Source organism: Peribacillus sp. B-H-3, assembly GCF_048572925.1.
Lineage (GTDB): Bacteria > Bacillota > Bacilli > Bacillales > DSM-1321 > Peribacillus.
In genome coordinates this window covers 253,018-276,305 of the sequence record NZ_CP183879.1, presented here as the reverse complement: position 1 = coordinate 276,305, position 23,288 = coordinate 253,018, and the positions used below count along the sequence as shown (strand labels likewise).

General features: G+C 42.7%; 23 protein-coding genes, 1 tRNA gene and 1 riboswitch. Of the genes, 16 read left to right on the top strand and 8 right to left on the bottom strand.

The window, feature by feature from the left end; genetic code table 11:
- The first annotated feature begins 80 nt into the window (after positions 1-80).
- Positions 81-1,130: an LLM class flavin-dependent oxidoreductase gene (locus ACN6MY_RS01215; protein ID WP_419882463.1), complete on the top strand. Its 1,050-nt coding sequence runs from the start codon at positions 81-83 to the stop codon at positions 1,128-1,130.
- A gap of 38 nt (positions 1,131-1,168) precedes the next feature.
- Complete coding sequence (locus ACN6MY_RS01210) at positions 1,169-2,119, top strand: ATP-grasp domain-containing protein (RefSeq protein WP_419882462.1); 951 nt, start codon at positions 1,169-1,171, stop codon at positions 2,117-2,119.
- Positions 2,120-2,201: 82 nt separating this feature from the next.
- Here ACN6MY_RS01210 and ACN6MY_RS01205 read toward each other — a convergent pair whose 3' ends face one another.
- Positions 2,202-3,758, bottom strand: a complete 1,557-nt coding sequence (locus ACN6MY_RS01205) for an ABC-F family ATP-binding cassette domain-containing protein (RefSeq protein ID WP_419882461.1) — start codon at positions 3,756-3,758, stop codon at positions 2,202-2,204.
- 394 nt (positions 3,759-4,152) lie between these two features.
- Here ACN6MY_RS01205 and ACN6MY_RS01200 point away from each other — a divergent pair, with 394 nt between their 5' ends.
- Entirely contained in the window at positions 4,153-6,339 is a 2,187-nt protein-coding gene (locus ACN6MY_RS01200) for a DNA topoisomerase III (RefSeq protein WP_419884039.1), read from the top strand.
- 98 nt (positions 6,340-6,437) lie between these two features.
- Here the strand turns inward: ACN6MY_RS01200 and ACN6MY_RS01195 are convergent, their stop codons facing one another.
- On the bottom strand, positions 6,438-6,743 hold the full coding sequence (locus ACN6MY_RS01195) for a hypothetical protein (RefSeq protein ID WP_419882460.1): 306 nt from the start codon (positions 6,741-6,743) through the stop codon (positions 6,438-6,440).
- Here ACN6MY_RS01195 and ACN6MY_RS01190 point away from each other — a divergent pair.
- The 4 genes from ACN6MY_RS01190 (at position 6,742) to ACN6MY_RS01175 (ending at position 9,940) form a co-directional block, all read left to right on the top strand.
- Entirely contained in the window at positions 6,742-6,945 is a 204-nt protein-coding gene (locus tag ACN6MY_RS01190) for a TetR family transcriptional regulator C-terminal domain-containing protein (protein WP_419882459.1), read from the top strand. The two genes, ACN6MY_RS01195 and ACN6MY_RS01190, sit on opposite strands and share 2 nt — an antisense overlap.
- 73 nt (positions 6,946-7,018) lie before the next feature.
- A complete protein-coding gene (locus ACN6MY_RS01185; RefSeq protein ID WP_419882458.1) occupies positions 7,019-7,213 on the top strand; it encodes a hypothetical protein in 195 nt (64 codons plus the stop codon).
- Positions 7,214-7,359: 146 nt separating this feature from the next.
- Positions 7,360-8,178, top strand: coding sequence for an STAS domain-containing protein (locus tag ACN6MY_RS01180; protein WP_419882457.1), 819 nt, complete (start codon positions 7,360-7,362; stop codon positions 8,176-8,178).
- A gap of 877 nt (positions 8,179-9,055) precedes the next feature.
- Positions 9,056-9,940: a serine/threonine protein kinase gene (locus tag ACN6MY_RS01175; protein ID WP_419882456.1), complete on the top strand. Its 885-nt coding sequence runs from the start codon at positions 9,056-9,058 to the stop codon at positions 9,938-9,940.
- Positions 9,941-10,036: 96 nt separating this feature from the next.
- Here ACN6MY_RS01175 and ACN6MY_RS01170 read toward each other — a convergent pair.
- Positions 10,037-10,110, bottom strand: a tRNA-Arg gene (locus tag ACN6MY_RS01170).
- Between the two features lie 187 nt (positions 10,111-10,297).
- Between ACN6MY_RS01170 and ACN6MY_RS01165 the strand changes: the two genes are divergently transcribed.
- On the top strand, positions 10,298-11,167 hold the full coding sequence (locus ACN6MY_RS01165) for a GNAT family N-acetyltransferase (protein WP_419882455.1): 870 nt from the start codon (positions 10,298-10,300) through the stop codon (positions 11,165-11,167).
- Positions 11,168-11,219: 52 nt separating this feature from the next.
- On the opposite strand, the gene ACN6MY_RS01160 is transcribed toward ACN6MY_RS01165, so the two are convergent.
- Both ACN6MY_RS01160 and ACN6MY_RS01155 read right to left on the bottom strand, forming a co-directional pair.
- Complete coding sequence (locus ACN6MY_RS01160; protein WP_419882454.1) at positions 11,220-11,852, bottom strand: SdpI family protein; 633 nt, start codon at positions 11,850-11,852, stop codon at positions 11,220-11,222.
- 4 nt (positions 11,853-11,856) lie between these two features.
- Positions 11,857-12,123, bottom strand: a complete 267-nt coding sequence (locus ACN6MY_RS01155; RefSeq protein WP_419882453.1) for an autorepressor SdpR family transcription factor — start codon at positions 12,121-12,123, stop codon at positions 11,857-11,859.
- A gap of 227 nt (positions 12,124-12,350) precedes the next feature.
- On the opposite strand from ACN6MY_RS01155, the gene ACN6MY_RS01150 reads away from it, so the two are divergent.
- The 5 genes from ACN6MY_RS01150 to ACN6MY_RS01130 all read left to right on the top strand — a co-directional run bounded on the left by ACN6MY_RS01150 (position 12,351) and on the right by ACN6MY_RS01130 (position 18,269).
- Positions 12,351-13,949 (top strand): putative polysaccharide biosynthesis protein, encoded by a 1,599-nt coding sequence (locus ACN6MY_RS01150; RefSeq protein WP_419882452.1) that lies wholly within the window; start codon positions 12,351-12,353, stop codon positions 13,947-13,949.
- Between the two features lie 128 nt (positions 13,950-14,077).
- Positions 14,078-14,446 (top strand): DnaJ family domain-containing protein, encoded by a 369-nt coding sequence (locus ACN6MY_RS01145; protein ID WP_419882451.1) that lies wholly within the window; start codon positions 14,078-14,080, stop codon positions 14,444-14,446.
- 239 nt (positions 14,447-14,685) lie between these two features.
- A riboswitch (cobalamin riboswitch) is annotated at positions 14,686-14,864 on the top strand.
- A gap of 123 nt (positions 14,865-14,987) precedes the next feature.
- Positions 14,988-15,938, top strand: a complete 951-nt coding sequence (locus ACN6MY_RS01140; RefSeq protein ID WP_419882450.1) for an ABC transporter substrate-binding protein — start codon at positions 14,988-14,990, stop codon at positions 15,936-15,938.
- Entirely contained in the window at positions 15,901-16,959 is a 1,059-nt protein-coding gene (locus ACN6MY_RS01135) for a FecCD family ABC transporter permease (RefSeq protein ID WP_419882449.1), read from the top strand. The genes ACN6MY_RS01140 and ACN6MY_RS01135 overlap by 38 nt, the downstream gene beginning before the upstream one ends.
- Positions 16,956-18,269 (top strand): heme ABC transporter ATP-binding protein, encoded by a 1,314-nt coding sequence (locus ACN6MY_RS01130; RefSeq protein ID WP_419882448.1) that lies wholly within the window; start codon positions 16,956-16,958, stop codon positions 18,267-18,269. The genes ACN6MY_RS01135 and ACN6MY_RS01130 overlap by 4 nt, the downstream gene beginning before the upstream one ends.
- A 108-nt stretch (positions 18,270-18,377) precedes the next feature.
- Here ACN6MY_RS01130 and ACN6MY_RS01125 read toward each other — a convergent pair whose 3' ends face one another.
- A complete protein-coding gene (locus tag ACN6MY_RS01125) occupies positions 18,378-18,485 on the bottom strand; it encodes a DUF3953 domain-containing protein (protein ID WP_419884273.1) in 108 nt (35 codons plus the stop codon).
- Positions 18,486-18,909: 424 nt separating this feature from the next.
- Here ACN6MY_RS01125 and ACN6MY_RS01120 point away from each other — a divergent pair, with 424 nt between their 5' ends.
- From ACN6MY_RS01120 to ACN6MY_RS01110, 3 genes are all read left to right on the top strand, one after another.
- Complete coding sequence (locus ACN6MY_RS01120) at positions 18,910-19,509, top strand: cob(I)yrinic acid a,c-diamide adenosyltransferase (RefSeq protein ID WP_419882447.1); 600 nt, start codon at positions 18,910-18,912, stop codon at positions 19,507-19,509.
- Between the two features lie 6 nt (positions 19,510-19,515).
- Complete coding sequence (gene ybaK, locus ACN6MY_RS01115) at positions 19,516-20,013, top strand: Cys-tRNA(Pro) deacylase (RefSeq protein WP_419882446.1); 498 nt, start codon at positions 19,516-19,518, stop codon at positions 20,011-20,013.
- Positions 20,014-20,305: 292 nt separating this feature from the next.
- Positions 20,306-21,412 (top strand): PRK06851 family protein, encoded by a 1,107-nt coding sequence (locus ACN6MY_RS01110; RefSeq protein ID WP_419882445.1) that lies wholly within the window; start codon positions 20,306-20,308, stop codon positions 21,410-21,412.
- A 91-nt stretch (positions 21,413-21,503) separates the two neighbouring features.
- Here ACN6MY_RS01110 and ACN6MY_RS01105 read toward each other — a convergent pair whose 3' ends face one another.
- Positions 21,504-22,481, bottom strand: coding sequence for an aldo/keto reductase (locus tag ACN6MY_RS01105; RefSeq protein ID WP_419882444.1), 978 nt, complete (start codon positions 22,479-22,481; stop codon positions 21,504-21,506).
- A gap of 243 nt (positions 22,482-22,724) precedes the next feature.
- Positions 22,725-23,255, bottom strand: coding sequence for a C40 family peptidase (locus ACN6MY_RS01100; protein WP_419882443.1), 531 nt, complete (start codon positions 23,253-23,255; stop codon positions 22,725-22,727).
- Between the last annotated feature and the right edge of the window lie 33 nt (positions 23,256-23,288).

Sequence of the window (23,288 nt, the reverse complement as noted above, 5' to 3'; positions counted from 1 at the left end):
TTCTTATCGGGGGAAGTTTTTTTGTTTGTTTTCTTTTATTCAAGATGCAGGCAGAATTGACTGGAAAAGGAGATAGAGAGATGAAATTTGGATTTTGGCTACCCATCTTTGGCGGATGGCTTCGGAATGTAGATAATGAAAACATGCCGCCAACTTTTGAATATGCAAAGACTGTCATCCAGGCTGCAGAACAGTGGGGATATGATACGACATTGATTGCCGAACTTTACTTGAATGATATAAAAGGGCCTGAACAAGACTCCCTTGAGGCCTGGACTACAGCAGCAGGGCTTGCTGCAGTGACCGAAAAAATTGAAATTATGACCGCAGTCAGGCCTGGATTCCATAATCCGGCTGTTACAGCAAAAATGGCGGCGAATATCGATCAGATCAGCAATGGCCGATTCACGCTGAATATTGTTTCTGCCTGGTGGGAGGAAGAGGCTCGCCAGTATGGGGGGATCTTTACGGCCCATGACGAACGATATGACCGCACGGAAGAATTCATTGATGTTATTAAGGGCTTATGGAAAGAAGATACCTTTTCCTATAAGGGAAAGTACTATGATATCAAAGACGCCCATTTAAACCCAAAACCGGTGCAGCGGCCTAATCCAATCCTATATGCCGGCGGTGAAAGTGAACGCGGTAAGCAGGTGATAACTGAAAAATGTGACGCATATGTGATGCACGGCGGAACAGTTGAAGAAATCAGCGCTAAAATTCGAGGAATGAAGGAAAGACGGGCAGAAGCCGGAAAACAGCCATTCTCTTCTTTTGGACTGGCCGCCTATGTTATCTGCAGGGACAGTGAAGAAGAAGCACAGGAAGAACTTAAGAGAATTACGGATGTAAAAGAATCAAACGCATATGCCGGATATAATGATTTCGTCAATAAATCGCAGCTTGAGCAGCAGGTCAAGCTTTATGATTATTCTGTTTCCAACAGGGGATTGCGCCCGAACCTGATTGGAACTCCAGAACAGATTGCAGATCGTATCATTGAATTTGAAGAAGCGGGAATAGATTTGCTTTTGCTTCAGTTTTCACCGCAGCTGGAAGAAATGGAGCGTTTCGCGAAAAAGGTAAAACCGCTTGTGGAGAAAAAACGCCAAAAAACAAAAGCCTGACGGTCAAGTTTTGAGCTATATAACAGGAGGCTATAATAATGAGCAAAATATACATCATTCACGAAAACAGCGAATGGACAGAGCATCTGACAAACAGATTGAATGAACTGAACCTGTCTTATGAAGAGTGGCATCTTGACCACGGACTGGTGGATTTATCCCAGGAGCCGCCGGAGGGCGTATTTTACAGCAGGATGAGCGCTTCTTCCCATACAAGGGGTCACCGTTTTGCGCCTGAGCTTACCGAGGCAGTCTTGGCATGGCTTGAGCAACACGGACGGAAGGTCCTGAACGGCAGCCGGGCTCTCCGATTGGAAGTGAGCAAGGCCAATCAGTACACCGCGCTTGCCAGCCACGGCATTAAAACACCTAAAACCATAGCGGCAGCCGGGAGAGATATGATTATAGAAGCAGCCGGGAAATTGGGTGCAGAATCTTTTATCACCAAGCATAACCGTGCCGGAAAGGGACTTGGTGTTCAGCTGTTCCATTCCATTGATGCACTGAAGCAATATGTGGATGGCCCTGATTTTGAAGAACCGGTCGATGGCATTACACTGATTCAGGAATATATCAAATCCCCTGAGCCATATATCACCCGCTGTGAATTTGTTGGCGGAAAATTTGTGTATGCTGTCCGTGTCGACACTTCTGAGGGCTTTGAGCTGTGCCCGGCGGACGCATGCCAGATTGGCGATTTATTCTGCCCTGTTGGGGAGGAAGTTCCTGAAAAGCCTAAGTTCCAAGTTATTGAAGACTTCCGGGAGCCCATTATCGAGCAATACGAAACTTTCCTGAAAGAAAATCAAATTGCTGTTGCCGGGATTGAATTTATCAGAAACAGTGAAGGGGAAATCTTCACATATGACATTAATACAAATACAAATTATAACAGCGATGCAGAAAAAGCGGCAGGGAAATTTGGCATGCTGGAATTAGCCAGGCTATTGGGTAAAGAACTGAAAATAGTTGAACCAGCCCGTTTATAAGATATAAATTCTGCTATAACAAAAACCATCTTTGGAGCACCCAAAGATGGTTTTTGTTATAGCAGTTAAGGCTATAAAAGAGTCAGCTTTGGGCTTCATTCGCCCAATCTTCCACGTTCCATACCTTTGTCACCCAATCCTCATAGAAGTCAGGCTCATGGCAGACAAGGACAATAGTGCCTTTATAGGCTTTCATGGCGCGCTTAAGCTCTTCTTTAGCTACAATATCCAAGTGGTTGGTCGGCTCGTCAAACAAAAGCCAGTTGCTTTCTGTCAGCATTAGCTTACATAAGCGGACCTTTGCCTGTTCACCTCCGCTCAGCTGGTTCAGCGGGCGGGTTATGTGATCATTTTTCAAGCCGACCCTTGCAAGGATTCCTCTTACCTGAGGCTGCTCCAGACTCGGGAATGCATTCCAAATTTCGTCAAGCGGCGTGGTGCCTGCAGCTTTTACTTCCTGTTCAAAATAAGAAGGGAAAAGGAAATCGCCAAGGATGACCTTGCCGCTAATGGGCTTGATTTTTCCTAGTATGGTTTTTAATAGAGTGGACTTTCCGACACCGTTGCTTCCGACGACTGCAATTTTGTCGCCGCGCTCAATCGTTGTTGTAAGCTTAGGGAAAAGCGGGCGGTCATATCCAATTTCCAATGCTTCCCCCTCGAACACAAACCTGCTGCTTCCGCGTGACTCTTTAAAATCAAAGGTAGGCTTCATGGCCGTTTCCGGACGGTCGATCCGTTCGATTTTCTCAAGCTGCTTCTGCCTGCTCTTTGCCCGGCCCGTTGTTGAATAGCGTGCCTTATTTTTAGCTATGAAATCCTCCTGCTTCTTGATGAATTCCTGCTGTTTTTCATATGCATGGATATGCTGATTTTTATTGATTTCAGCTAATTCCAGGAACTTTTCATAGGTAGCTGTATAACGAGTCAGCTTGGAGAATTCGAGATGAAAGATGACGTCAACTACGCCATTCATAAACTCCGTGTCGTGGGAAATTAAAAGATAGGCATGCGGATATTCCTTCAAATAGCTGCTTAGCCAGCGGATATGCTCGACATCCAGATAGTTGGTAGGCTCATCTAATAAAAGGACCTCAGGCTGCTCCAATAAAAGCTTGGCGAGCAGAACCTTAGTCCGCTGCCCGCCGCTAAGAGCAGAAACATCGCGGTCAAGTCCAATGGCATCCAGACCAAGTCCGCGTGCAGCTTCTTCTACCTTGATATCAAGATTGTAAAAGCCGCCTGCTTCCAGCTTGTCCTGAATGACACCCATCTGTTCCAAGAGCTCTTCAAGCTCTTCGGGAGAAGCCGTCCCCATTTTCTCTGTGACTTCATTCAGGGCCTTTTCTTCTTCAAACAGCGGAAGAAAGGCATCTCTTAAAACATCACGGATGGTCTTTCCCTTCGTAAGCACGGTATGCTGATCCAAGTATCCGTATACGACGCCCGGAGTCCATTCCATCCGCCCTGTATCATGAATTAAATGTCCGGTTATGATATTCATTAAAGTAGACTTGCCGACGCCATTCGCACCGACCAGGCCAACATGTTCACCAGCCATTAAACGAAAGGAAACATCCTTGAACAATGTACGGTCGCCGAAGCTATGGCCCAATTTATCTATAGAAAGTAAGCTCATTATTTGTGAACCTCCAATATTTATTAAAACATCCATAGTCCATCTTACTAAAATCCGTGATAGATTGCTATCCTTGCTTGCCGGCTCGCCCAAAAATATCAGAAACAGCACGGAAGCACCAATCGACAAATTTCTCGGGAAATAATTTTTGAATCATAAGCTTTGTAAATGTGAATTGCTGATTACTGAGGTACGCTTGGCGACGAGGAGCTCGTCGGGCTGCCCCCGGAAAGGAAGCTTCTGGAGCGGAAATCAGCAGACAAGTTTAACAGAGCCAAAAGTTATTGAGAGCCATGTATGTTCCGTCCCATATCGTCGCTCTCCAAAGCAATTTATGAGATAATGGAAGGGAACAAACATTTCTTGCATTTCAGGAAATTGAAAGGATGTTATGATGAGTAAAACACTTATACTGGCTGAAAAACCTTCAGTCGGAAGAGATATAGCTAAAGTGCTGAATAGCCATAAAAAAGGAAACGGTTTTTTTGAAGGAGATCAATATATTGTCACTTGGGCGCTGGGACATTTAGTTACCCATGCAGATCCTGAGGCGTACGATGAAAAGTATAAAGCCTGGAAGCTCGAGGACCTGCCGATGCTGCCCGACTCTTTGAAATTGGTAGTCATCAAACAGACCGGCAAGCAGTTTCAGGCAGTGAAGACCCAGCTGAACCGGAAAGATGTTAAGGATGTCGTTATCGCGACAGACGCCGGCCGCGAAGGAGAGCTTGTCGCAAGATGGATTCTTGAGAAGGCACATGTCAAAAAGCCCGTCAAGCGCCTGTGGATTTCATCTGTGACTGACAAAGCGATCAAAGACGGATTCCGCAAGTTAAAGGATGGAAAGGAATATGAAAACCTTTATGCTTCTGCGGTTGCAAGGGCAGAAGCCGACTGGATAGTAGGCATGAATGCGACAAGGGCGCTTACGACCAAATATAATGCCCAATTATCCTGCGGCAGGGTACAGACCCCGACACTTGCCATGATTGCGAAAAGAGAGGACGAAATAAAGAGCTTCAGCCCGAAGCCTTATTACGGACTAAAAGCTGTGGCCTCTAATATGAATTTGGTCTGGCAGGATGGAAAAACAGAGGATACCCGAACATTTGAAAAAGAGAAAGCAGAAAGCATCCTGGCTAAAGCAAGAAACCAAAGCGCTGGGGTGGCGGACGTTGATAAGACGACTAAAAAAAGCTTTGCTCCACAGCTTTACGATTTGACGGAGCTGCAGAGGGATGCGAATAAAAAGTACGGGTACTCTGCAAAGGAAACACTGTCCATTATGCAGGGGCTGTATGAAAGCCATAAGGCCTTAACCTATCCGAGAACCGACTCAAGGCATTTATCTTCGGATATTGTGGATACCTTAAAGGAACGGCTTGAAGCTGTAAGGGTGAAGCCGTATGCCATGCTCGCTTCCAAAATTCTCAGAAGCCCCATTAAAGTGAACAAATCGTTTGTTGATGACAGCAGGGTATCAGATCACCATGCCATCATACCAACAGAACAAACGCCTATCATGAGTAAATTAAGCGACAAGGAATATAAAATATATGATTTGGTTGTCAGAAGATTTCTTGCTGTGCTCCTGCCTCCTTTTGAATATGAGCAGACAACCATTAAAGCAATAATCGGAGGAGAAGTTTTTGCAGCCAGAGGCAAAGTGGCATTACATTCCGGATGGAAAGAAGCATATGATCATCAAACAGATGAAGAAGACTCTAATGATGGTCTCCTTGAACAAATGCTGCCGTCCGTGGCAAAGGGCGATGTGCTGAAGATTACAAACCTCTCTATGACAAATGGAGAAACAAAGCCGCCTGAGCCCCTGAATGAAGCCACCCTGCTTTCTGCCATGGAGAATCCATCGAAATACATGAGCGGAGAACGAAAAGATCTCATAAAGACCCTGGGTGAAACAGGCGGCATTGGAACCGTTGCTACCCGTGCCGATGTGATTGAGAAACTGTTCAATACCTTCTTAATTGAGAAAAAAGGAAAAGGGATTTTTGTCACTTCCAAAGGAAAACAGCTTCTTGACCTGGCACCGGATGAACTGTGCTCCCCGGCCCTGACTGCCCAGTGGGAGCAGAAGCTGACAGCTATAGCAAAAGGGCAGCTCCCTAAGCAGGCCTTCATCAGCGAGATGAAGGCATATGCCAAGGATATAGTCACAGGTATCAAAAACAGCAGCAAGAAGTTCAAGCATGACAATCTGACCGGAACTAAATGTCCTGATTGCGGAAAACTGATGCTTGAAGTAAATGGAAAAAAAGGAAAGATGCTTGTCTGCCAGGACAGGGAGTGCGGATACCGAAAAGGTGTGTCCCGGGCTACAAACGCAAGATGCCCGCAATGCCATAAAAAGATGGAGATGCGCGGCCAGGGCGAGGCACAGACCTTTGTCTGCAAGTGCGGCTATCATGAGAAGCTTTCCTCTTTTAATAAAAGAAGAGGCGAAGGCAAAGACCAAAAAGCATCCAAAAAAGACGTATCAAGCTATCTGAACAAGCAAAATAAAGATGAACCAATCAATACTGCTCTTGCCGATGCACTCGCTAAACTAAAGTTTGATTAACCCCAAAAAAGGATGAAGCAATTTTTGCTTTATCCTTTTTTATCGCGTTACGGACGATACGGGGGCTCTATAGAATGTGATACTTAGAGGAAAAGCCTTTATGCCTTATCATCCATTCTCTTACGCCTGGGCCAAAGTGAATAGCTGAAGCTGTATAGAAAGTCGATTGCAAGAGCAATAGACCACCATTTAATTAGCTTCTGTATTTCTTCAGTACTGTCATAATCACCAATATACAGAATCATTCCGTACATCAGTGCTATGCCGATCATCCAGGATAAAAAGTGCCTGAGCCATCCTATGCGTTCAGCGCGTGCATGCCCGGTTCCGAATTTAGGAGCTTTTTCCGGTATGGGACCATCAGCCATCCAATATGAAAATCTCTGATCCATCCATTTAATCATGGAATGGCCAAACCCTGCTGTTACACTAATATATACAGCAGATAAGGCATGGAATATAGTTGCAGGAGAAACGGAGCGGCTGTATGCTCTTATAGATGGATTAGCATTACATCACCTGAAAAAAGGCGATGAAGTCACACCAGAGCTTATGGAGGCTGTAATTGCACTTCATCTAGAAAGTCTTTGCAATAGAAATTCTTGAAAGGGAAATCCTTGGCAGCACTAAGTTTCATAACTTGCTTATACGGGAAGTAAGGATGAAAGGAGATGGTGTTATGCGAAAAAGACTGCTGGCTGTTAATCGGCAACTTTTGGACATTAGTCTGGAGAAGCTGGATGGGAAGACCTATCGCTCCATAGCTCAGCTTCGAAAAGGCGGAGAACAGCATGCGGCGTATTATGGGTCAACTCCCAATGAGGCAATCTGCCAATCAGTTTATGAAATATTCAACCATAAAGATGTGAAATAGATAAAACAAACACTCGCTATGGCGGGTGTTTTTATATCCTGCCATCAAGCAGTTTACTTTGATAGTTTGAGCATACATTTTAGTGAACAGAGTTAATAATTGTATGGTATGATTTTTATTAGAAATAAAACTGACGGGGGTAGAAAATGGACGCAAATAAAGAGCTGCACGAATTTTTATTGGAGAAAACTTGGGATTTAACCGAAGAATGGTATGCTTCTTTGGATAAAAGCGATCCCGCTGGTGTATATTCGTCTACTGATCCTGAAGTTATTAAAGCCGTTAAACAGCAAAATTATGAATTTCATATTCATTTTTGTGATCTTTTTATAAAAGATGAATCTAGTTTTATAGAAAACTTCGAATCCTGGATTCTGGAAATTGCCCAGGATGACCAGCATTTAGGTACGCCTATCCATTTCATTTTGAGGGAGTTTTTCAGGACCCAGGAACAGTATTTGGATTTGCTTCAGCAATTCTTTTCACTTCATAAAGGGAAATATCCAGAGGATGCAATTTCCTCATGGGAACGGAAAGTTATTAAAATATTTAGTAAGGTCATGATTTGGTTTGTACAGGAAAATCATAATTATTCTATGAAAAGGCTCGAATCGCAGCAAAGGATGATCAATGAATTGAGTTCTCCTGTCATCCCGATTGGCAGCAGGACCGCCTTGCTTCCGCTAGTGGGGGATATTGATACGGCAAGGGCCAAATTCATTCTTGAAAATACACTGGAACAATGTGCCGAAAAGCTGATTAAATTGCTGTATATTGATTTATCTGGAGTAGTCATCATGGATACCATGGTTGCCCAACAGATTTTTCAATTAATCGAAGCGCTAAGGTTAATTGGAGTAAAATCTATCTTATCCGGTATCCGGCCGGAAATCGCTCAAACAGCCATTCAGCTGGGGCTTGATTTCAATAATGCAAATATAAAAAGAAACCTTGAACTTGTATAGCATTAAGTCAGCCGCCTCTTTCTCTAAGGGCTTCAGACAAACCTGGGATGGTCAGCGAGAAAGCTTAAATATTAGAAATGGATTAAACCGCCTGGATTTTATGGGCGGTTTTTTGAAGTGGTTTTTTTCGAATAAAGTGCAGGTTTGGAAAAGAAGGATAACAGCTAAGGGGTGTTGAATTTTCACCTTATAAGTGATTCGTATGTGCTGGATAAATATAAGTGCAAATAAGGTTTTACAAAGCCAGAAGTTTTGGAGGTCTTATGGAAATTTTAATAAAAGACTTTGCAAGTAACTGTTCTTTAAATTATTTTGAAGTTAGCTTAATTGAACAAAGCAATGAGACTCATCAATCAAACCTTTAAATTTTTAGAGGTAATTTTTAAAGGCTCTTTTCTTAAAGATTGTTGTCTTTTTAATTTGTTATGTGAGGCGTTCCCATTGTCAAGTCAGGTTGATTGGAGCGTAAGGTGCGAGACTCCTGGCGGGATTAGCAGAACAGGTGAGACCCCGCAGGCGCAGCCGAGGGAGGCTCACCGCCTGCCCCGCGGAAAGCGAGCACACTGGAGCGGAAATCAACCACCTTGTTTCATAGCAACAAAGTTTACGAAAGCAGCCTTTTTAAATTAAACGGTATAATTTAGAAAACGAAGATATGATAATTTATAAATTATATGATGAAAAACTTACTGAAACAAACACAGTTCGAATAACGATAAATAAGTTTAGAGGCATTAATGCCTGAATTAATGAAATGAAAGGTGGCGTTGTATTATGAAAATGGCAATTATACTTAATGGGGTTAAATTGATTAGAGAGTAAGCGTATCATTCCCCTATAAACTGCGTGTTACCTAAATAATAGGAGGAATATAATTTTGGGATATATAGAGCAACAGAGCCGATATACGATAGAAATTGGCAGAGTGAGATTCCAGTTAAAAGAGCATCATGATTTTTTATGGCTAAAAAAAATTGGGGATATTTTTTGTGTATTCGATGAACAGGATTCTGGGAATATTTGTTTTGGAGTAGAAATTAACAATAAAAAGCTTTTTGTCAAATATGCTGGAGCCAAAACGCTGGAATTTTCAGGTAACCCAAAAGATGCCGTTGATCGCTTAATAGAAGCAATACCAGTTTATAAGAAATTAGAGCATCCAAATTTAATAAAGTTGGTTGACCATTATTCTGTTGGAGATGGTTATGCAGCAGTATTTGAATGGGTCGAAGGTGAATGCCTGCATTCTCATTGGTCTTTTGGGGGAATGGCTAAGTATACAAACCCTGAGTCTCCATTCTATAGATTTAAAAGCCTTGATATTAGAAAACGTTTGGACGCCCTTGATACAATTTTCTCTTTTCATACTTTTGTAGAATCACAAGGTTTCATTGCAGTAGATTTTTATGATGGAAGTATATTATATGATTTTAAATATCATAAAACGAAAATTTGTGATATAGATTTTTATCGTAAATCCCCTTCTATAAATAATATAGGGGAGCATTTTTGGGGTGCTAAAAGATCTAAAGCTCCAGAGGAATTCACTTTATGGACCCCTATTGATTCAAGAACCAATGTTTTTACAATGGGAGCCATTGCATTTGGTTTGTTAGGCGGAGAAATGGATCACACATTGTCAAAGTGGGAAGCTGACAGGGAATTATATAAAGTAGCCATTAAAGCTGTTGAAAAAGAGCGAAATAATCGTTATGCGACTGTTAAAGAATTTTATGAAGCGTGGAACAAAGCATTAAAATAGTTTTTATTAACATAGGCAATACTTCGAAGAGACTAATATTAACTCAATAACAAAAAAAACCTCCAAACCCTTAAGGGCTTGGAGGTTTTTATGTAGCGTCCCAGATAGGAATCGAACCTACGACCTACAGCTTAGGAGGCTGTCGCTCTATCCTGCTGAGCTACTGGGACATGTTGAAGCATCTGTTATATTATATGCCTGCCGCAGTCACTTTTCAAGTATATTGATTAAATAATTCTCTAAGCAGCCATTTATATTCTGGAAATGATGAAGTTAGGATGAAATCTTAGAGGAAATGGTGTGTGCTTTTTAGAATATATATGAAGATGGCATAGATCCTAAAAGGAGAAGAGATAGATGGAGAAATTACAAGAAGTGGTACCCCGCATTACCCTGACTGCTGCTGAGCTTGAAGAAATTAAGGAACTTGAGCTGATTTGTGTTAAGCATGATGGAATCGAAATGAAATTAAATTGGAGTATGCTCAGCAAAAGGCGAGGCAGTGAGGTAAATGACCTTTTATATTATGAAGATGGGAGGCTGGCTGGTTTCCTGGGAATTTATTTCTTTGGCAGGACTGAGGCAGAAATAAGCGGGATGGTTCATCCGGACTTTAGAAGGAGAGGGGTTTTTTCTGCTCTTTTGAAAAAGGCTGAGGAAGAATGCAGGAAGAAAAAGTTTCAGCGAATTCTTTTGATTTGTCCCGGCAATTCAGCATCAGGAAAGGAATTTGCCCTTGCAAAAAAAGCGGAGTATTCCTTCTCGGAGTATTTTATGGAACGTAAAGACGCGGCTCTCCCTGCGCTGTCGGGATCCATTTCTTTAAGGAAAACCCAGCCTGGTGATTTTGAAACATTAGTTACGCTGAATCAAGAAGGGTTTTCCATATCAAGGGAGGAAGCGGAGGAGTTCTTAAAAAACAGGATGGAAAATAGCAATGATATTACACTTATTGCCGAAATAGAGGGGATGCCGGTCGGTAAAATCGGTTTGAAGCTTGAGAAGGACAATGTTTTTATATATGGTTTCAGTGTTATGGAAAGGCTGAGAGGCAAAGGCTACGGACGGCAAATCCTGCAGCAGAGCATTCAATACACACAAGAGGTGTTAAAGAAAAAATATAATTCTCTTGAAGTGGCCGCACAGAACGAAGGAGCATTGCATTTATATCAATCGTGCGGATTTGTAACAGCAAGAAGCATCGATTACTATGCAAGCCCGCTTTGAAATATAAATCATAAAAACAGGGTCCGTTAAACTCGGGACCCTGTTTCTTTGATTAGTTTACTGTTTTCCTGAAAATCCAGTATGAATAAACAATGGGAAGCAGGACGACTGCCAGGATGATTGGAATCATGACTGATCCGATAAGTGAAGCAGGCAAGAAGGCAGAAGCCATCAATAAAACCCCGGCAATCATAAAGGTTTTGGAGCCGAATCGGTGGGTTTTCTTCCAGACTGTTTCATTACTCAGCGTCCAAGGTGTCTTAATCCCCACAAAATAATTAGGTTTCACTGAGTTTGTGTAGTTTCCGATGACTATAAACAATAGTCCGACAAAAATAGTGACAAGATGGCTCATTGGCAGCTGATAGCCAAGACCGGATAAAATGGTAAACATATTGATGAAAAAGAAAAACATCAGCAGACAGTAGGTGATGATTCCGTAACTTCTTGAGAAATACTTGTAATTTTCCTTTTTCGGATCAAGTTTTGGACTAAAAACAAGGATGACATAGAGCAGAATCATCATGCCTGTATTCATTAACATCGCATCCAATTTGGTTCCATAACCGTCCGCTCCGTCTGTGCCCCAGTGAACGGGAATCTTTCCGGGAAGGTCCCGGTAAAAAATGAGCCAAAGCATGACAGTAGCTCCTATAATTACAATTGGAATAAGGTGCTTTTTCATACAATCACTTCTCCTCTTTTTCTACAAAATTAAAAGCCCAGCTGATTAATTCCTGGAAGACGGTGGTGTTTAATGAATACACGATGAATTGTCCTTTTTTTTCATCATTAACGAGCCCGGCATTCTTTAGGATTTTTAAATGCTGAGAAATACTTGGCTTACTCATGCTGAAGTGATCTGAAATTTCTCCTGCACTTAAGTCCTCCTCTTTCAGCAGTTCGAGGATTTTCCTTCTTGTGGCGTCTGACAGGGCTTTAAATGCATCGTTCATAACAAAAAATTCTTCCCTTCCTGGTCATTTCAATTAAGTATTTAGTTATTTAACTAAATTATAAAACGTTCGTTTTCAAAAGTAAATAGGCTGCTCGCATGTTTTACATATAAAGTTTTTTTATGAAGTGAAATAATTCATTTGGAATTTAGCCAAGCAAGTGTTATTTTAGATACGCAGGTTTTGTTTTCACATGCACTTATTTGATATAAATGGGAGTACAATTAATGGCCAATAAATTATTGCGAGGTACAGTCCAGCTTTCTTCTGCATCCTTTATCTCCAAGATTCTCGGATTTATCTATATGATACCGCTTGGAATGATGATCGGAAGTACAGGGAACGCGCTGTACAGATATGCTTATGGACCCTATGCCATCATGATCAGCTTATCAACTATGGGCATTCCGCTTGCCATTTCCAAAATGATATCTAAATATAATGAATTGGAACGGCAGGATGTGGTGCAGAGAATTTTTAAATCAGGCATCCTTTTAATGCTGGCTTCTGGATTTACCGCCTTTCTCGTTCTCTATATGCTTTCCCCTTTAATGGCCAGGATCGTTGTGAATGACAGCAGCAGCGGAAATTCGCTGGAAAGTGTCATCTTTAATATTAAGCTAGTGAGCTTTGCCTTGATTATTGTCCCGCCGATGAGTTTTCTCCGCGGCTATTTCCAGGGGCACCAGACGATGGGCCCGCCAGCTGTAAGTACTGTAGTGGAACAAATTGCAAGGGTTATTTTTATTTTGGCAGGAGTTTTTGTCACAATAAAAATCCTGCATCTGTCAGTAACTGCTGCAGTGGGAGTCGCCACCTTTGCTGCGTTTATCGGAGCTATTTTTGGAATTGCTGTACTCATTAAACAGGTTTGGAAAAGAAGGGACCATATCTTCAGACCAGTTGTGACAAGAGAGGGCAGCCCGGATATTTCCATCAGGGAAATTTTCAAGGAAATTATTCAGCATTCGATTCCTTTTGTTGTGATGGGAATGAGCTTGCCACTATATCAGAATATTGATTCGTATTCGATTAATAGGATTTTAATGCATATCGGCTTTAAGCAGCATGAAGCTGAAGACATTAATGGCGTGATTTCATATGCCCAGGTCCTTGTATTGCTTCCGGTTTCAATCACGACAGGTCTCAGTGTATCAATCATCCCGAATATGACGAAATCCTTTGTTTCCAAAAATTATAAATTGATGAGAAAGCAAATGAATCAGTCCTTCCTGGTGCTGATGACCATTATGCTGCCGGCAGCATTTGGGATGTTTGCTTTAGCAGAGCCTCTTTATTATATTATGTTTCCTAATGCAACTCCTGAAATGGGGGGAGGGCTCTTGAAGGTTTACGCTCCGGCAGGGCTCCTTATTGCCATTTATGGTGTTACAACATCCATTCTTCAGACAGTGAATCAGCAAAAAAAAGCAATCGCTGGTCTTGCAGCAGGTCTCATTGTTAAGCTGGCCTTGAACTTTATCCTGCCAAACTACTATCCTGAGTCCGGATTCATCATTGCAACATACTTTGGATATCTTACATCTCTGACTGTAAATATCATCGTTATAAATAGAAATATCGGCATCAATCTCAAAAATATAAAATTCAGGCTCATAAGTCTCATCGCTTCCACAGCCATTATGGTACTTGTCGTGTCAGCGCTGAAAAGCCTTTTGATAGCTTTGTTTTTTCCAAAAGCGACTTACGTGAATGAATTAATTGTTGTGATTATCGGAGTTCTTGCTGGCATACTGGCATTTGGCGGTGTGCTATATGCACTGAATTTTACCAGGATAAAAAAATATATTAAGATGAAACAATAGATGAAGGCGGCATACCCAATAAGGGTGCTGCTTTTTTTGACACAAAATTTTCAGATAATTCAGCGTTCCGGCAAGAAGGCGGGTGGTATAATTCAAGAGAGAAAGCAAGCCGAAATAGGAGGGATGACATGAATTCCAATAATGAAGGCCCAAGAGACTTAATGTCAGAGATTTTTAGAGAATATGAAAGAGATGAAGCCGGATTAAAATCAAACCCAGGATACGGAAAGCCTTTACCCAAAAAGCTTTTTACGGGAAATGTGTATGATAACTTCGTCAATACAGCAAAAAATGCAGGCTACCTGCCTCCCTGGGTAATGCTCCAGCAGGAAATAAGACATCTTCTGCAAGAAGCGGTTGAGCAAGATAAAGCCGACGTTCTTCTTGCTGCTATTAACGAAAAAATAAGAAAGTATAATAGTCAGTGCCCAGTCAGTATGCAGCGGGGACTGATTGAGAAGAACTCCATCAGGACACAGATAAAATCCTGGCTATAGAGAAGGACATGACCGGAAAGAGGGCGAGCAGCCAGATTTATTGGCAATCAATCTCTTTTTTTGTTTGGCGCTATTAGATGATTTCCTCTATTTTTAAACAGCGATTTCATGGCCGGATGATTGATGCAATCCCTTTCCCTGACTTCCGCTCTGTGAATTTTCTAAACATTTGCATGCATAAACAGCAAACATCTCTTTTTTTCAATATCGTTTGGTGTATAATCGATATGAACAAAATAAATGTGAAAACAGTACTGGGTGTCTTTCTTAAGACTTAAAAGGGAAGCTGGTGAAATGCCAGCGCGGTCCCGCCACTGTAAATGGGAGTAAGCAGCAATAGGCCACTGTACAAGCTACGGGAAGGTGCTGCAGACAATGACCATAAGCCAGGAGACCTGCCTGTAACTGTACACCAATAAACCCGCGAGGATGGGGAGGTGTGTGGCGGACAAGGTTAATATTTTGCCATGCAGCTATCTCCAATGATTATTGGAGTTTTTTTTGTTTTCGGGAAAAATGAAGAAAGCGGAGGTTGTGTAAAATGAAGAAAATCTTTTCACTGCTGTTTTTAATGACTCTGATTGGCATGCTTATGGGAGGGTGCGCCTCGGAACAGAAGAAAACGGGGGATTCAGGAGAAAGCAAAAATAAAACGGAGCAAACCGCAGTATTTCCGCTGAAGGTAAAAGATGCTTCCGGAAATGAAGTAAAGATTGAAAAAAAACCTAAGAGGATTGTTTCCATCATTCCGAGCAACACAGAGACCGCCTATGCTTTAGGCCTTGGCAAAGAGGTTGTGGGAGTCTCTGATTTTGATAACTATCCTAGTGATGTGAAGAATAAGGAAAAAATAGGCGGCATGGAATTCAACGTTGAAAAAATCCTTTCCTTGAAGCCGGATTTGGTGCTGACTCATGAATCTATTATAAAAAGTGCAGCTGACCTGCATAAACAGCTGCAGGATGCCGGAATTCCTGTTGTTGTGGTAAATGATGCCCAAAGCTTTGACAAAGTATATCAAAGCATCGAACTGATTGGTACGGCAACAGGGGAAAAGATCAAAGCGGATCAGCTTATTGACGGCATGAAGAAAAAAATAGCAGGGATAGAAAAAAAGGCGGAGGGCATTAAGGAGCAGAAGAAAGTTCTTTTTGAAGTGTCTCCTGCACCGGAAATCTATACAACAGGCAAAAATACTTTTATGGATGAAATGACAGGCATCATACATGCTAAAAATGCAGCCGGAGACCAAAATGGATGGGTTAAATTGGATCAGGAAGCTATGATTAAGCATAATCCGGACGTCATTATCACAACTTATGGCGGTAGCAAACAGGTCTTGGACAGAAAAGGCTGGCAGGATGTGAAAGCAGTTAAGAACAAACGGGTATTTGATGTGAATACAGATCTTTTGACACGTTCAGGCCCGCGCCTTGCTGAAGGAGTAGAGGAACTTGCAAAAACAGTCTATCCGGAAACGTTTAAAAAATAATCGGGGGCTTGCCTATGCCGCTGCAGCTGTTTTTTTAGTTTGGGCAGCCCTCATGGGTATTTCCATAGGCAGTGTTTCAGTTCCTTTTTTAAGCATTCTCCAAATCATCGGGAAGGGTGTATTTCACCTTCCCTTCGATTATACAGATTCCATGTACACGAATATAGTGTTGAACATAAGGCTTCCGCGCGTTATTTTAGCAGGGCTTGTCGGGGCTTCCCTAGCTGTTGCTGGTGCTTCATTTCAGGGGCTGCTGCGGAACCCGCTGGCTGATCCGTATACACTCGGTGTTTCGTCAGGCGCTTCTGCAGGTGCGGTCCTTACATTATTCTTTAACATTTCCATCCCTTTTTTAGGGTTGTTCACATTGCCGCTTGTCAGCATCGTATTTTCAATGATTACGATATTCATCGTGCTTTGGTTTTCGCGCAAAATTGACCCGGCCATGAAGGTTGAGACCATTATCCTGACGGGTATTATCTTCAGTTCCTTTTTAGGGGCGGTCATCTCACTGATGATCGCTTTGAGCGGGGAGGAGCTGCGGCAGATCATTGGCTGGCTGCTTGGAAGCGTCTCGATGAGAGGATGGGATTATATCGTGATCCTGCTTCCGTTTTTTATCATCGGCTCATTATTGCTGGTGCTGAATGCACGGGAACTGAATGCCATGTCTTTTGGCGAAGAAAAGGCCCGCCATCTTGGCGTGGATGTGCAGAAAAGGAAGCTGATCATCCTGATTGCAGGCTCCATGTTAACTGGCGCTGCTGTAGCGGTCTCCGGGACCATTGGATTTGTCGGTCTGGTCATTCCTCATCTTGCCCGGCTTCTTTGGGGGCCCGACCACAAGCATCTGCTGCCGCTTTCGATGCTTGCGGGGAGCGGTTTTCTGATATTGGCCGATCTTATTTCGCGTACTATTATCGCACCGGCCGAATTGCCGATTGGAGTAATTACAAGCCTGATTGGTGCGCCGGCATTTGCGGTAATTTTATTAAAGAGAAGAGCAGAAAGTAGGGGATGAAGATGCTGAGTGCGGACAGCCTGGAGGGCGGCTATGGAGGCCGGTCCGTCTTGCAGGATATATCCTTTGAAGTTAAGCAGGGAGAGCTGTTTGGAATACTTGGGCCAAATGGAAGCGGTAAGACTACTTTGTTAAAAATGCTGAGCGGGATTATTAAGGCACAAAAAGGAAGAATTGAAATAAAGGGCAAAAACCTGTATGAATATTCAGCTAAAGAACTTGCCAGAATTGTGGCTGTATTGCCTCAGCATTATGATCAGAGCTTTGCATATTCGGTGAAAGAAACAGTTTCTCTCGGGAGATATGCCCATCAAAGAGGATGGCTGCAGTCATGGAGTGAAAGAGATGAAGAAATTGTTCAAAAAGCCATGGCTGATACAGGAGTGGACTCCTTCGAGACTCGGTACATACAGGAGCTTTCGGGAGGAGAGAGGCAGCGTGTATTTCTCGCGCAGGCTCTGGCACAGGAGCCTGAGATCTTGCTATTGGATGAGCCTACCAATCACCTGGATCTTTCTTTTCAAAAAGAACTCCTGGATTTGCTGAGAAAGTGGACATCCTCAGGAGGCCTTACGGTCATTTCCATCTTCCATGATTTGAATTTGGCCGCCCTTTATTGCGACAGGCTGCTTCTCATGGAAAAGGGAAAAATGGACATTCTTTCTGTACCGCATCATGTACTGCAGGAACAGCGGATCAGCAGGGTATATCATACAGAAATTCTTAAACAAAGCCACCCTGCTGTCGATAAGCCTCAAATGGTAATAATGCCTGAAAGAGCCGCCGGCAATGATGGCTGCTATAAAATGAGCAGAGAATTTCTGCACACTGAGCCCGGTGTCGTTGAGTTTCAATCCCCCATTCCGCTAAAAACGGTATCTACCCAACACGGAATAAGCTGGTATAGCCGATTTTTGATGAAGACTGAACAAACTCAAGATAGCTTGGAGTATGATTCAGGAACCTATTGGTCTAGTACAAAAGCTGCCCGCCTTAATGTGAGCACCGGGAGCACACACAATGATTCTGTATTTGCGGTCATGATTCACAGTACAGAAGAGCTGAGGGATCAGCGGGAAATCTGGGTATTTATCGATGCCGCTCTATCAGAAGCAGCGATGATAGAGTGTGTTGCTGTCTGTGCAGATGCACAAGCAAGGGCACATTCAGGAAACGGGAAACAAGGTCTTCAGGCCGAAATTTTAGTTGCTTCCACTCAACAAGGAAAAGAAATCAAAGAGCGAAATCAAATCACTTCTTTAAAGGAGCTGGTTGCTGACAGCATAGAGAGCTGTCTGATGGAGCTGTGAAGGCAGTCTCTGCCATACTGGAGCATCTCCAATTATTTGGAGATGTTTTTTTTGAAACGTCTCTGTGGGAAACAGGGTTTTTTCCAATGCATAATACGAATACACACTTTAGCTTAGTAAAAAGCCTTTAATGGAAACAAATACTGTTAATAAAAAAACAAGAATAAATAGCCAGCCATTTGCTGGCCGCTTTTTTTGAAATTCCTCTAAGCCCATAATCAGGAATGTTAGACCCATGAACAATATCATTATAGTATTGTACTCAAAATTTTTCGTGATTAACCCATATGCAGCGAATAAAAAAGTTGCTATTGAACATATATAACGAAGGACTTTCAGCAAGATTATCCCGCCTTTCTTTATGAACAATTTTGTTTGGTCAGTTCAATGGACTCTGCAATCTTAAACTATCATAGGTACCGGTCATTTTACATACAAAATTTTCAAAAAACTGGTTTGCGGAGGAGTTAGCCTGTAAAATGGCGAAACTCTAAAAAGGAAGCATGCATTGCTTTATAAAAAATGGAAACGTTTTGCACCGCCGCCGAGGATATATGGCTAGCTGGGTTTTTAAGGATTTGGCAGGGCCTAAGGACAGGTAATATATAAATCAATCAGCTATATATAGGGAGGAAATTAAATGAAAATTTATACACGAACAGGCGATAAGGGAAAAACAAGTGTAATTGGGGGACGCATCGATAAGGATGACATCCGGGTTGAATCCTATGGGACAGTGGATGAGGTGAACAGTTATATCGGACAAGCTGTAACAGAACTCGATCAGTCTGTATTTGGAGATGTACTGGAGGATCTGGAAAAAATCCAGCATGAGCTTTTTGATTGCGGCGGCGACCTCGCCACTGTCTCTGACAAGGCACCAAAAAAGCTGGCTCCTGAAAGCATTGACTATCTTGAGGAACGCATCGATAAATTTATTGAAGAAGCGCCGGAACTGGAGAAATTCATCCTGCCCGGCGGATCCAAGCCAGCGGCATCGATTCATATTGCCAGGACGGTAACCAGGAGGGCAGAACGGCTAGTAGTTTCATTAATTAAAGCAGATAGCAGTGTATCAGAGCTGCCGCTTCAGTATTTAAATCGCCTATCTGATTATTTCTTTGCCCTGGCCCGTGTCATAAACTACAGGCTTGGCGTGAAGGACGTGGAGTATCTACGCAGCGCAAATGTATTCAGGGGCGGAAAAAGAAAGGAACGGAGCGATGAGAAGAAGGAGTGAGGGGAATTGGGGATCGCCAAGACCAACGCCATGCGGATTCTAGAGTCTAAAAATCTGGAATACAGTTTGAAAACCTATGATGCCGGGGACGGAAAGATTGATGGAGTATCTGTTGCTGAAAAAACAGGATTGGCTCCTGAAACGGTATTTAAAACACTGGTTGCACGAAGCGGAAACAGTCATTTCTATGTTTTTGTTGTTCCTATCGAAGATGAGCTGGATTTGAAAAAGGCTGCACAGGCTGCAGGAGCCAAAAAGGTAGAAATGCTTCCTGTCAAAGAGCTGCAAAAAGTAACAGGCTATATCAGGGGCGGCTGCTCTCCTGTGGGAATGAAGAAGCTTTTTCCAACCTTCATTGACTGCCGTGCTGAAGCATTGGACAAGATGGCAGTAAGCGGGGGCAGAATCGGTGTCCAAATTATCATAAGTCCTTCAGATTTAAAAAAGGCAGTAAAAGCACAATTTAAACAGCTGACTAAAAATATTATTACGGATACCCTGTAAATTTCATAAGTGAGCAAACCAGGCATAGGCAGGGTGTTTTTTAGATTAGCGGGAAGGTGAGACCCCGCAGACATTGCTGCTGATCACCGCCCGCCCCGCGGAAAGCAAGCGTCCTGGAGCGGAAATCAACCCTTTGTTCCAAAGCAGCAAAATTTACGAAAACAGCCTTAAAGAAAAAGAAAATCTAATACATAATCATGCCGGAAATTTCGTTTAGGCATTCACCCAGGCGGGGAGAGCTGCATACCTTAGTCAATGTAGAGAAACACGGAACAAAAGGGAGTGTTTAATCTTGACAGGTAAAATTAAAAACTATTACGCCGGGGGAAATACAGCAAGAGGCTTTTATAGTTTATATGATTCCAATCTTAAGGGACTTGAAAAATTATTTATCTTAAAAGGCGGGCCGGGAACGGGTAAATCTACATTAATGAAAAAAACAGGTGAGGATTGGGTCAAAAAAGGATTTGATATTGAATACCTTCACTGTTCTTCAGATAATGAATCAATTGATGGAGTCATTATCCCTGCCTTTAAAATCGGGATTGTGGATGGCACAGCTCCGCATGTCATTGAACCAGCAGCACCAGGGGCCGTTGAGGAGTATGTGAACTTGGGTGTTGCCTGGGATTCAGCTCTTCTGGTTTCCCAAAAAGAAGAGATTGTAAGACTGACAAAACAAATCGGTTCATCCTTTAAATCGGCTTACGGTAAATTTGCCGAGGCGCTGTCCATACATGACGAATGGGAAGAAATCTATATAGAAAGCACAGATTTCGGAAAGCTTAATGTGCTGGCGGCTAAATGGAAGGAATCCTTCTTTGGGGACATTTTCATTAACAAGACTGCTGACGTAAGGCATCGGTTCCTGGGTGCCGCGACTCCTAAAGGAGCTCGGGACTTTATTCCGAATTTAACGGAAGACGTGCCAAAGCGGTACTTACTTAAAGGGCGCCCGGGATCAGGAAAATCAACCCTGCTTAAAAAGCTGGCATCTGCCGCCGAGCAGAGAGGCTTCGATGTTGAGGTGTACCACTGCGGATTTGATCCTGAAAGCCTGGACATGGTCATTGTAAGGGAAATTGGCATAGCTATTTTTGACAGTACAGCACCACATGAATATTTCCCCAGCAGGGAGGGAGACGAAATCATAGATTTATATAAATCGGCTGTCAATCCGGGTACAGACGAGATATATGCAGAAGCAATCAGCGATATCTCCGCAAGGTACAAAGGGAAGATGAATGAAGCAAATGCATTTTTGGCAAGAGCAAAGTCTCTTCATGATAAGCTTGAGGAAATATACGTAAAAGCAATGAATTTTAAAAAAATAGAGGAAATCCAGAACAGCATTGGAGCTGAAATTGAATCGCTGGCAGGGGAATTTTCAAAAAGTTAGCAAATTAGAAAAGGAAAAAGACAGGATTGTCTTCTTCCTTTTCTTGCTTCTATAGCCGTATCGCCCAGCCAAACTTTAAGGCACTTGCTTTTTATGGCAATCTGCTGCCTCTGGAAGATACATAAAGGGAATACCATTCTTCGCGGGTCATCTGTTTTGACATCTCGATGGCATCCATGCAATTTCTGATTCGTTCTGTGTTTGTAGTGCCGATAACAGGCTGTATCATTGCAGGGTGGCGCATAAGCCAGCCCAAAACGATTGCTTCGCGGGACGTTCCCTTCTCAGTCGCCATCTTCTGCACTAGCTCCTTTGTTTTAAAATCAGCTTCAGACAGCTTTTCAGAATCATTTCCTGAGTAGATTCCTGTTACCAGCGGGGACCATGCCTGAATTTGGATATCATGAAGCATACTGTGTTCTAACAGACCTTCACCAAAGTGAGTTCCAGTTCCTGCCGCCTGGTTGACATGAACCCCCTGATCTACCCAGTCGAGCTTTTTCAGATTTAATTCTAATTGATTAACGATAAGCTTTTCTTCCGTGTAAGCCTGAAGAAGCTGCATTTGGCCTTTATTCATATTGGAGACTCCAAAGTTGCGGACTTTTCCTGAAGATTTCAGCTGTAAAAAGGCTTCAGCCACTGCTTCAGGCTCCATGAGAGGATCAGGACGGTGAAGCAGCATAACATCCAGGTATTCAATGGAAAGACGTTTTAAGATTTTATCCACAGAGTTCAGGATATGCTCTTTTGAAAAATCATATCTGCCAGGACCTATTTCATCCTCAAAACGAATTCCGCACTTGCTCTGGATAACCATCTGATCTCTTAAACCAGGACGGGAATTCAGCACTCTGCCAAAGACTTCCTCTGCTTTTCCCATTGTATAAATATCGGCATGGTCAAACATCGTAATCCCTAAAGAAAGGGCCTCATCGATGGCTTGCTCTGCTTTTGTAACATCTTCATCTGATATCGGGCTGCTGTCCCAGCTGCCCCCAAATCCCATGCAGCCTAGTACTAATCGGCTTGCTGTAACCTCTCGTTTCTCTAAAGGCATCACGCGCATAAAAATAACCCCTTTCGTTGTATCAATTAGTTGTTATGTAATCGTCTTCATCTGCAGAACTACTAAAGCATACAACTTTTCATGGCAAAAAAAAAGAAATCCCGCTCGACGAACAGCAATTCAATAAGGGGAAATGCAAATAACGTTATTTGAAATTATACACGGACATTCCAGTCTATCCACAGACCAAATAAAAACCCGGCGTCAGCCGGGCTCAGGAGGATTCACTCCCGAAGTTCTGCTTTATTTAATCCAGCGCTTTGCACCAGTGTATGCTTTTGACCAGTATTTGGTGTTAAGCTTCTCCATTGTCACGCCTTTGCTTGTTACGGCATAAAACATGTTTTTGCCTGTGTAAATTCCGGCAAATGTAGGTGCTTTTCCATTGAAACTGAAGAATACGACATCACCTGGCATTAAATCCTTCATGGACTTAACGGTCATACCTTGTTTATATTGCTTGGCTATTGTTCTTTCCACTTTCATTTTTGAGGGATTTGCATGGGTGTAAACATAGGAAATATACCCTGAAGCATCGAATCCCTTCAGAGATTGACCGCCATATTTATATGGCTTTCCTTTAAGAGAAGCTGCATACATGGCTACATTTTTCCGGATGGCATCCGCATCCATCTTTTTGACGATTTGCATAGCAGGCTCTTTAGTCTCTGCATGCGCTGCAGCGGCAGGCTGTGCTGAAGCTGCACCAAATAATGCTGAAAAGGCCAGTGCTCCTGAAGCGGCCATCATTGATAAAGATTTCTTTGACGTCATAGTATCTCCTCGCAATCTCTTGGATTTTTAATC

What these genes read in the sequence shown, in the direction of transcription:
- ACN6MY_RS01185 (WP_419882458.1), top strand. Translation starts at nt 7,019, where the DNA reads ATGCGAAAAAGACTGCTGGCTGTTAATCGGCAACTTTTGGACATTAGT.
- ACN6MY_RS01190 (WP_419882459.1), top strand. Translation starts at nt 6,742, where the DNA reads ATGGAATGGCCAAACCCTGCTGTTACACTAATATATACAGCAGATAAG.
- ACN6MY_RS01180 (WP_419882457.1), top strand. Translation starts at nt 7,360, where the DNA reads ATGGACGCAAATAAAGAGCTGCACGAATTTTTATTGGAGAAAACTTGG.
- ACN6MY_RS01140 (WP_419882450.1), top strand. Translation starts at nt 14,988, where the DNA reads ATGAAGAAAATCTTTTCACTGCTGTTTTTAATGACTCTGATTGGCATG.
- ACN6MY_RS01165 (WP_419882455.1), top strand. Translation starts at nt 10,298, where the DNA reads ATGGAGAAATTACAAGAAGTGGTACCCCGCATTACCCTGACTGCTGCT.
- ACN6MY_RS01210 (WP_419882462.1), top strand. Translation starts at nt 1,169, where the DNA reads ATGAGCAAAATATACATCATTCACGAAAACAGCGAATGGACAGAGCAT.
- ACN6MY_RS01130 (WP_419882448.1), top strand. Translation starts at nt 16,956, where the DNA reads ATGAAGATGCTGAGTGCGGACAGCCTGGAGGGCGGCTATGGAGGCCGG.
- ACN6MY_RS01105 (WP_419882444.1), bottom strand. Translation starts at nt 22,481, where the DNA reads ATGCGCGTGATGCCTTTAGAGAAACGAGAGGTTACAGCAAGCCGATTA.
- ACN6MY_RS01205 (WP_419882461.1), bottom strand. Translation starts at nt 3,758, where the DNA reads ATGAGCTTACTTTCTATAGATAAATTGGGCCATAGCTTCGGCGACCGT.
- ACN6MY_RS01155 (WP_419882453.1), bottom strand. Translation starts at nt 12,123, where the DNA reads ATGAACGATGCATTTAAAGCCCTGTCAGACGCCACAAGAAGGAAAATC.
- ACN6MY_RS01125 (WP_419884273.1), bottom strand. Translation starts at nt 18,485, where the DNA reads ATGGGCTTAGAGGAATTTCAAAAAAAGCGGCCAGCAAATGGCTGGCTA.
- ACN6MY_RS01150 (WP_419882452.1), top strand. Translation starts at nt 12,351, where the DNA reads ATGGCCAATAAATTATTGCGAGGTACAGTCCAGCTTTCTTCTGCATCC.
- ACN6MY_RS01215 (WP_419882463.1), top strand. Translation starts at nt 81, where the DNA reads ATGAAATTTGGATTTTGGCTACCCATCTTTGGCGGATGGCTTCGGAAT.
- ACN6MY_RS01100 (WP_419882443.1), bottom strand. Translation starts at nt 23,255, where the DNA reads ATGACGTCAAAGAAATCTTTATCAATGATGGCCGCTTCAGGAGCACTG.
- ACN6MY_RS01160 (WP_419882454.1), bottom strand. Translation starts at nt 11,852, where the DNA reads ATGAAAAAGCACCTTATTCCAATTGTAATTATAGGAGCTACTGTCATG.
- ACN6MY_RS01195 (WP_419882460.1), bottom strand. Translation starts at nt 6,743, where the DNA reads ATGATTAAATGGATGGATCAGAGATTTTCATATTGGATGGCTGATGGT.
- ACN6MY_RS01145 (WP_419882451.1), top strand. Translation starts at nt 14,078, where the DNA reads ATGAATTCCAATAATGAAGGCCCAAGAGACTTAATGTCAGAGATTTTT.
- ACN6MY_RS01200 (WP_419884039.1), top strand. Translation starts at nt 4,153, where the DNA reads ATGAGTAAAACACTTATACTGGCTGAAAAACCTTCAGTCGGAAGAGAT.
- ACN6MY_RS01120 (WP_419882447.1), top strand. Translation starts at nt 18,910, where the DNA reads ATGAAAATTTATACACGAACAGGCGATAAGGGAAAAACAAGTGTAATT.